1 protein-coding gene is annotated in these 9,518 nt (G+C 71.8%); it reads left to right on the top strand.

Translation table 11 applies throughout. The features are described 5' to 3' along the window. The coding region (locus A5702_RS13640) for a non-ribosomal peptide synthetase (RefSeq protein WP_156669618.1) at nucleotides 1–9,518 on the top strand (9,518 nt) is incomplete at both ends.

Raw genomic sequence — 9,518 nt, 5'->3', positions numbered from 1 at the left:
CTGCTGCAGGCGTTGCTCGATCGGCACGCCACGCTGCGGCTGCGTCTCGACGACGACGGCGAGGGCGGTTGGTCGCTGCAGGTGCCCGATCCCGGCGCGGTCGACGCTCGCGGTTGCCTGCACACCGTCGGCGAGTTGTCCGAAGCGGCGCTGGTCGCGGCGCGGTCGCGGCTGGACCCGGCCGCCGGGATGATGCTGCGGGCGCTGTGGGCGGAGTCCAGCGGCCGGTTGGCATTGGTGATTCATCACCTCGCCGTGGATGCGGTGTCATGGCGAATCCTGTTGGAGGACTTGAACATCGCCTGGGCCCAGCGGCGGGGCGGGCAGCCGGTGGCACTGCCCCCGGGCGGGACGTCGTTCGCCCGGTGGTCGGCGCTGCTGCGGGAGCACGCCCGGCGGCCCGAGGTCGCCGCGGCAGCGGACGCCTGGCGCCGGGTGCTGGCCACCCCGCCCGCGCTGCCGGGGGTGCGGCCCGACGCCGACACCTACCGGACGGCCGAGCATCTGTCGGTGTCGCTGGATACCGAGACCACGCGCATGTTGTTGGGGGCAGTGCCGGCGGCGTTCCACGCCGGTGTCCAGGATGTTCTGTTGGTCGCCCTCGGGTTGGCGATCAGCGAATTCCTGGGCACCGGCGCGCCGCTTTCCATCGACGTCGAGGCCCACGGCCGCCATGAGGAGGTGGGCCCGCGCGTGGACCTGTCGCGCACCGTGGGGTGGTTCACCGCCAAGTATCCGGTCGCGTTCAGCCTCGGCAAGCCGCCCTGGGCCAGGGTCAGGACGGGGGAGGCCGAGCTGGGGGCGGTGATCAAGGAGGCCAAGGAGCAACTGCGCGCCCTGCCCGACGGACTGACCTTCGGTTTGCTGCGCTACCTGAATCCCGAAGTGGCCCTTGATGATCCGGACCCGTCGATCGGCTTCAACTACCTGGGACGGCTGGGCGGGGCGGCCGAGTTATCCGACGAGTTGTGGCGGCTCGATCAGGACAGCCTCTCGCTGACCGCCGCAACCGCGGCGATGCCCGTCCCGTTGGGACACACGCTGGAACTGAACGCCGCCACGGTGGACGCCGCCGACGGCCCGCGCCTGCAGGCCAACTGGACGTGGGCAACCTCGGCCCTGGAGCGCGGCGAGGTCCGCCGGCTCAGCCAGTTGTGGTGTGACGCCCTGACCGGCATCTGCGCGCACGTCCGAAACGGGGGCGGCGGGTTGACCCCGTCGGACATCGCGCCCGCCCGGCTGAGCCAACAGCAGATCGATGCGCTCTGCCTGCGGTTCCCGACGGCCGATGTGTTGCCGCTGACCCCGTTGCAGCGGGGACTGCTCTTCCACGCCGGCTCCGGCCAGGACCCGGGCGCCGACGTGTATGCGGTGCAGCTCGACATCACCGTCTGCGGCCCGCTTGATCCGCACCGCCTGCGCGAGGCGCTCCACACCGTGCTGCGACGCCACCCCAACCTGATGGCCCGGTTCTGCGAGGACTTCGACGAGCCCGTGCAGATCATCCCGGCCGACCCCACCGTGGGGTGGCGCTATCTCCAACTCGACGCCGACGACGCCGAACCCGACCGGCAAATCGAGCAGCTGTGCGCCGCCGAACGCGCGTCGGTGTGCGACCTGGCAACCCACCTGGCGTTCCGGGCGGTGTTGGTACGCACCGCGAAAGACCGGCACCGCTTCGTGTTGACCGTTCACCACATCGTGATGGACGGGTGGTCCCTGCCGATCGTGCTGCGGGAGATCTTCGCCGGCTACTACCGCGAACGGCTGCCGGCGGTGACGCCGTACCGCAGCTACCTGACCTGGCTGGCGAACCGGGACGTGGCCGCCGCGCACGCGGCGTGGCGCCACGTGCTCGACGGGTTCGACGGCCCGACGTTGGTGCGCCCGCCCGGCCGGGCGGGGCGGCGGGGCGTCGCCACCTCCCGCGTTCCGGCGGAAACCACCCGCGCGCTGAGCGCGCTGGCCCGCTCGTCGCACACCACCGTTAGCACCGTGCTGCAGGCCGCCTGGGCCCAGCTGCTGGCGTGGCTGACCGGGCAGGACGACGTGGTGTTCGGGGCGGTGGTCTCGGGAAGGCCGGCCGAGGTGCCCGGCGCCGAGTCGATGGTGGGCCTGCTGATCAACACGGTTCCGGTGCGCGCCACCATCACCGCGGCGACCACCGTCGCCGGCCTGCTCGACCAACTGCGCCGCGCCCACAACCAGACACTCGAGCACGAACACCTGGCGCTGTCCGAAATCCACCGGGCCACCGGCCACGACCAGTTGTTCGACACCCTGTTCGTGTACGAGAACTATCCGATCGACACCGCCGCGCTGGCCGGCGCCCAAGACGTCACCGTCACCGACTTCACCAGCCGCGAATTCAACCACTATCCGCTTTCGGTGCAGGCCGTGCCGGGCGACGAACTCGGCCTGCGCGTCGAATTCGACACCGACGTATTCGACGCGCCCGCAATCGATGCGCTGATCTCGCGGTTCCGTCGGGTGCTGTCGGCCATGACCGCCGACCCCACCCGGCTGCTGAGGGCGATCGATGCGCTCGACGAGTCGGAGCACGCCCACCTGATCGGCTGGGGCAATCGCGCCGCGCTGACCGAACCGACGGCCGGGGCGTCGATCCCGGAGCTGTTCGCCGCGCACGTGGCAAGCACCCCGCACGCGGTGGCGCTGAGTTGGCAGGGCCGCTCGACGACCTACCGCGAGCTCGACGAGGCCGCGAACCGCATGGCGCATCTGCTGGTGCGCCACGGCGCCGGCCCCGGTGCCGTTGTGGCGCTGCTGTTTTCGCGGTCCGCGGACGCGATCGTCGCGATCCTGGGGGTGCTGAAGGCGGGAGCGGCCTACCTGCCGATCGACCCCGCGCTGCCGGCGGCGCGGCTCGGGTTCATGATCGCCGACGCCGCGCCGGCCGTCGCGGTGACCACCGCGGACCTGCGGTCCCGGCTGTACGGGGCCGACCTGCCGATCGTCGATGTCAACGACGAGGCCCTGCACGCCGAACCCACCACGCCGTTGCGGCACCCCGACCCCGAGGACATCGCGTACCTGATCTACACCTCGGGCACCACCGGGGTCCCCAAGGGCGTGGCGGTCACCCACCAGAACGTGACGCAGCTGATGGCGTCGCTGCATGCCCCCCTGCCGGCGGCCGCCGCCTGGTCGCAGTGTCATTCCCTGGCCTTCGACGTCTCCGTTCAGGAGATCTTCGGCGCGCTGCTGGACGGGGGCCGGCTGGTCGTGGTCCCCGAGCCGGTCATCGGATCACCGGAAGATTTGCGGGCGTTGCTGATTCGCGAACGCGTCGGCGTGCTCAGCCTGACGCCGTCCGAGGCGGGCGCCCTGTCTCCGGAGGGCCTGGACGGGGTGGCCTTGGTGATCGGCGGCGAGCCCTGCCCTGCGGACCTGGTGGATCGGTGGGCGCCCGGCCGCGTGATGGTCAATGCCTACGGCCCGACCGAGACCACCGTCGACGCGGCGATCAGCGCCCCGCTGACCGCGGGGGCCGGGGCGCCGATCGGGTCGCCGGTGTCCGGCGCGGCGCTGATGGTGTTGGACAAGTGGTTGCGGCCGGTGCCGGCCGGCGTGGTCGGGGAGTTGTATGTCGCCGGCCGGGGCGTGGCGTGCGGGTATGTGGGTCGGTCCGGGCTGACGGCGTCGCGGTTCGTGGCGTGCCCGTTCGGCGGGTTCGGGGCGCGCATGTATCGCACCGGGGACCTGGTGCGCTGGGGGCCGGACGGCCAGCTGCGGTACGTGCGGCGCGCCGACGACCAGGTCAAGGTCCGCGGGTATCGCGTCGAGCTCGGCGAAATCCATGCGGCGCTAACGGGTTTGGCGGGCGTCGAGCAGGCGGCGGTGATCGTCCGCGAGGGCCGGCTGGTGGCGTACGTGACGGGGACGGCCGATCCGGCCGGCGTTCGCGCCGCGCTGGCCGAGCGGTTGCCGGCCTACATGGTGCCCGCCGCGGTGGTCGTCGTGGACGCGATTCCGTTGACGGTCAACGGCAAACTCGACGCCCGCGCCCTGCCGGCGCCCGACTACCACGACGACGAACGGTACCGGCCGCCGGCGACCCCGACCGAGGGCATCCTGGCCGAAATGTACGCCCGCGTACTGGGATTGACCCGGGCCGGCGTCGAGGAGTCCTTCTTCGACCTGGGCGGGGATTCGCTGGCGGCCATGCGCCTGGTCGCCGCCGTCAACGCGGGCCTGGATACCCGGCTGTCGGTGCGCACCGTGTTCGAGGCGCCCACGATTCGCCTGCTGGCGCAGCGCATCGGCGGGGGCGGCCGGGCGCGGGCGCGCGTGGCGGCCGGGCCGCGGCCGCAAGTGTTGCCCCTGTCGTTCGCGCAATCCCGGTTGTGGTTCATCCACCAACTGCACGGTCCGTCGCCGGTGTACAACATGGCCGCGGCGCTGCGGCTGACCGGGCACCTCGACGAGGACGCGCTGGGCGCCGCGCTGGCCGATGTGGTGGACCGCCACGAAAGCCTGCGCACCGTGTTCGCCGCGGCCGAGGGGACGCCCCGGCAGGTCGTGCTGCCGCCGCAGCGCGCCGCTGCCGGTTGGGACGTGGTCGACGCCACCGCCTGGTCACCGGGCCGGCTGGAAGAGGCCGTCGAGGCCGCGGCGGCCCATCCCTTCGACCTGGCCACCGAGATACCCTTGCGGGCAAGGCTTTTCCGGATCGCCGAGGACGAGCACCTGCTGGTGGCCGTCGTGCACCACATTGCCGCCGACGGCTGGTCGCTGACTCCGCTGGTGCGCGACCTGGGGGTGGCTTACGCCAGCCGGTGCGCCGGCCGCGAGCCGGGATGGCCGTCGTTGCCGGTGCAGTACGCCGACTACACGCTGTGGCAGCGGTCCCAGCTCGGCGATCTCGACGACCCCGACAGCCCCATCGCCGGTCAGCTGCGCTACTGGGAGGCCGCGCTGGCCGGAATGCCCGAGCGCCTCGAATTGCCCACCGACCGGGCGTATCCGGCGCTGGCCGACCATCGCGGAGCCACCGTGCGCGTCGACTGGCCCGCCGAGCTGCAGGACCGGGTGCGCGAGGTGGCGCGCGCCCACAACGCGACCAGTTTCATGGTCATCCAGGCCGCCCTGGCGGTGCTGCTGGCCAAGCTGAGCACGAGTTCGGATGTGGCTGTGGGCTTTCCGATCGTCGGTCGTCCCGATCCCGCACTCGACGACGTGGTGGGCTTCTTCGTCAACACCTTGGTGCTGCGGGTCGACCTGGCCGGCAATCCCACCGCCGCCGACCTGCTGGCGCAGGTGCGCCAGCGCAGCCTGGCCGCCTATGAACACCAGGACGTGCCCTTCGAGGTGCTGGTGGAACGGCTCAACCCCACCCGAAACCTGGGCCACCATCCGCTGGTGCAGGTGATGCTGGCCTGGCAGAACAACGAACCCGCCGACCTGCGGCTGGGCGATCTCCGGGTCGCCGCCGTTCCGGTCGACACCCGCACCGCCCGCACGGATCTGCTGTTCTCGCTGGCCGAACGCTGGACCGACGACGGCCGGCCCGGCGGGATCGGGGGAGCCGTGGAGTTCCGCACCGATGTGTTCGACACCGCCACGGTCGCAACGTTTGTGGCGCGACTGCAGCGGGTGGTGGCGGCCATGACCGCCGACCCCACCCGGCGGTTGTCCTCGATCGACGTGCTCGACGAGGCGGAGCACGCCCGGCTCCGGGCGATCGGCAACCACGGCGCGCTCGAGCAGGCCGCCTCCCCGACCCGGTCGATACCGGAAGCCTTCGTCGCCCAGGTGGACCGCGCCCCGGAGGCCGTGGCCATCAGCTACCGGGGCAACCGGCTGACCTACCGCGAACTCGATGACGCCGCGAACCGCCTGGCGCACCGGCTCATTGGTCACGGAGCGTGTCCCGGTGAACGGGTGGCACTGTTGCTGCCCCGGTCGGCCGAGGCGGTCGTGGCGATCCTGGCGGTGCTCAAGACCGGCGCGGCTTACGTGCCGATCGACCCCGGGCTGCCCTCGGCGCGCATCGAATTCGTGCTCACCGACGCCGCACCGGTCGCGGTGATCACCGTCGGCGGTCTGCGGTCGCGAGTGGGCGGGTGCGGCCTGCCCGTCGTCGACGTCAACGCCCCCGCGCCGACGATGCGGCCCGCCACCGCACCACCGCCCCCGGCGCCCGGGGACATCGCCTACGTCGTCTACACGTCCGGCACCACCGGCACTCCCAAAGGCGTTGCGGTCACGCATCACAACGTCACCCAGCTGCTGGAGTCGCTGGACGCCGAACTGGAGCTCGGCCAGGTATGGACGCTGTGCCACTCGTTGGCGTTCGACTTCTCGGTCTGGGAGATCTTCGGCGCGCTGCTGCACGGGGGGCGGCTGGTGGTGGTGCCGGACGCCGTGGGCCGCTCGCCGGACGAGCTGCACGCCTTGCTGGTTCGCGAACAGGTCGGCGTGTTGAGCCAGACCCCGTCCGCGTTCTACGCGCTGCAAACCGCCGACGCGCTTTCCCCCGACCTCGCGCAACGACTCAAGCTGCAGACGCTGGTGTTCGGCGGCGAAGCGCTCGAGCCCCGGCGGCTGGGCAAGTGGCTGGACAACCATGCGGGGCGCCCGCGCCTGATCAACATGTACGGCACCACCGAGACCACCGTGCACGCCTCGTTCCGCGAGATCGTCGACCGCGACGTGCACGGCGACGCCAGCCCCATCGGAATTCCTTTGGCGCATCTCGCCTTCTTCGTGCTGGACGACTGGTTGCGGCCGGTGCCGGCCGGCGTTGTCGGGGAGTTGTATGTCGCAGGCCGGGGCGTGGCGTGCGGGTATGTGGGTCGGTCCGGGCTGACGGCGTCGCGGTTCGTGGCGTGCCCGTTCGGCGGGTTTGGAGCGCGCATGTATCGCACCGGGGACCTGGTGCGCTGGGGGCCCGACGGGCAGCTGCGCTATCTCGGGCGCGCCGACGACCAGGTCAAGGTCCGCGGGTATCGCATCGAGCTCGGCGAAATCCATGCGGCGCTAACGGGTTTGGCGGGCGTCGAGCAGGCGGCGGTGATCGTCCGCGAGGAGCGGCTGGTGGCGTACGTGACGGGGACGGCCGATCCGGCCGGCGTTCGCGCCGCGCTGGCCGAGCGGTTGCCGGCCTACATGGTGCCCGCCGCGGTGGTCGTCGTGGACGCGATTCCGTTGACGGTCAACGGCAAACTCGACGCCCGCGCCCTGCCGGCGCCCGACTACCACGACGCGGATCGCTACCGCCCCCCGGTAAGCGCAGTCGAGGAGATCCTGGCCGGCATCTACGCCCAGGTCCTCGGCCTCGAGCGCGTCGGCGTCGACGACTCGTTCTTCGACCTGGGCGGCGATTCGCTCGCGGCAATGCGCCTGATCGCCGCCGTCAACACCGGCCTGAACGCCCACCTGGGGGTGCGGTCGCTGTTCGAGGCGCCGACGGTTCACCAGTTGGCGCCGCATCTGGGTGCGAACGGGGCCGGGCGCGCGCCGTTGGTGGCGATGCAACGGCCCACGGTGATTCCGCTGTCCTTCGCCCAGTCTCGGTTGTGGTTCCTCGACCAGCTGCAGGGGCCCTCGGCCGTGTACAACATGGCGGCGGCACTACGGCTGAGCGGGCGCCTGGACGCCGACGCGTTCCGCGCCGCGCTGGGCGACGTGGTGGCCCGGCACGAAAGCCTGCGCACGGTCTTCGTCGCGGCGGAGGGGACACCCCAACAGGTCGTGCTGCCGCCGGAGGACGCCGACGTCGGCTGCGACGTGGTCGACGCCACCGCCTGGTCGCCGGGCCGGCTGGAAGAGGCAGTCGAGACCGTGGCGCATTACGCGTTCGACCTCGGCACCGAAATTCCCTTGCGCGCTTGGCTTTTCAATACGGCTCAGGCTGAGCACGTGTTGGTGGCGGTGCTGCACCACATCGCCGCCGACGGCCTGTCGCTCGCCCCGCTGGTGCGCGATCTCGGCGTGGCCTACGCCGGCCGGTGTGCCGGCCAAGCGCCGGACTGGGCGCCGCTGGCGGTGCAGTACGCCGATTACACGCTGTGGCAACGCAATCAGTTCGGCGACCTGGGCGACCCGGACAGCCCCATCGCCGGGCAGCTGCGGTTCTGGGAGCACCACCTCGCCGGGATGCCCGAGCGACTGGTGCTGCCGACCGATCGGCCCTACCCGCTGGTGGCCGATCACCGCGGGGCCACCGTGAGCGTGCAGTGGCCGGCCGCGTTGCAGCGGCGGGTCCGCGAAGTGGGGCGGGCGCACAACGCCACCAGCTTCATGGTGGTCCAGGCCGCGCTGGCGGTGCTGTTGTCGACCCTGAGCGGAAGCAGTGAGGTGGCCGTCGGCTTCCCCATCGCCGGCCGGCGCGACCCCGTGCTCGACGACGTGGTGGGCTTCTTCGTCAACACCCTGGTGCTGCGGACGGAACTCGCCGGCGACCCGACGGTCGCGCAGGTGCTGGCGCAGGTCCGCGGCCGCAGCCTGGCCGCCTACGAGCACCAGGACGTGCCCTTCGAGGTGCTGGTGGAGCGGCTCCGCCCCGCCCGCAGCCTGAGCCACCACCCGCTGGTGCAGGTGATGCTGGCCTGGCAGGACAGCGACGCCGCCGAGTTCAGCCTGGGTGACCTGCACGTCGCCCCACTGCCGATCGACACCCACACCGCCCGGATGGACCTGACCTTCTCGCTGGCCGAACACTGGGACGACACCGGCGAACCAGCGGGGATCGGCGGGCAGGTCGAGTTCCGCACCGACGTGTTCGACGCCGACACCATCGAAACGTTGGTCCACCGCCTGCACCAGGTGTTGGCGGCGATCACCGCCGACCCCGATCGCCCGTTGTCGTCGATCGACGTCCTCGATGACGACGAGCGCGCCCGCCTCGACGAGTGGGGTAACCGCGCGGTGGCCAACCGACGGGCGGCCTGCCCGTCGATCCTGGAGGTGTTCGCCGCGCAGGTGGATCGCGCGCCGGAGGCGGTCGCCGTCAGCTGCGGGAACCGCTCGCTGACCTATCGCGAACTCGACCGCGCCGCGAACCGATTGGCCCACCTGCTGGCCGGCCGCGGGGCCCGGGCTGGGGAATGCGTGGGCCTGCTCATGGACCGCTCGGCCGAGGCGATCGTCGCGATCATGGCGGTGCTCAAGACCGGGGCGGCATACCTGCCCGTCGACCCGGCGCTGCCCGCGGCCCGGATCGAGTTCATCCTCACCGACGCCGCGCCGATCGCCGCGCTGACGACGAACGCCCTGCGGTCGCGGTTGGCCGGCTTCGGGCCGGCGGTGGTCGACATGGACGACCCGGTCCTCGCCGCCCAGCCCGAGGACGCCTTGCCGACGGCCCCGGCGGCCGACGACATCGCCTACCTCATCTACACGTCGGGTACCACCGGCACGCCGAAAGGCGTTGCCATCACTCACCGTAACGTCACGCAACTGTTCGCCCCCCTCGACGCGCCCGTGCGGGCGGCCGGCGTGTGGTCGCAGAGCCATTCGCTGGTGTTCGACGTGTCGGTGTGGGAGATCTTCGGCGC

It is taken from the genome of Mycobacterium sp. E3339 (assembly GCF_001666915.1).
Taxonomy (GTDB): Bacteria; Actinomycetota; Actinomycetes; order Mycobacteriales; family Mycobacteriaceae; genus Mycobacterium.
This window is presented reverse-complemented; position numbering and strand designations above follow the sequence as displayed.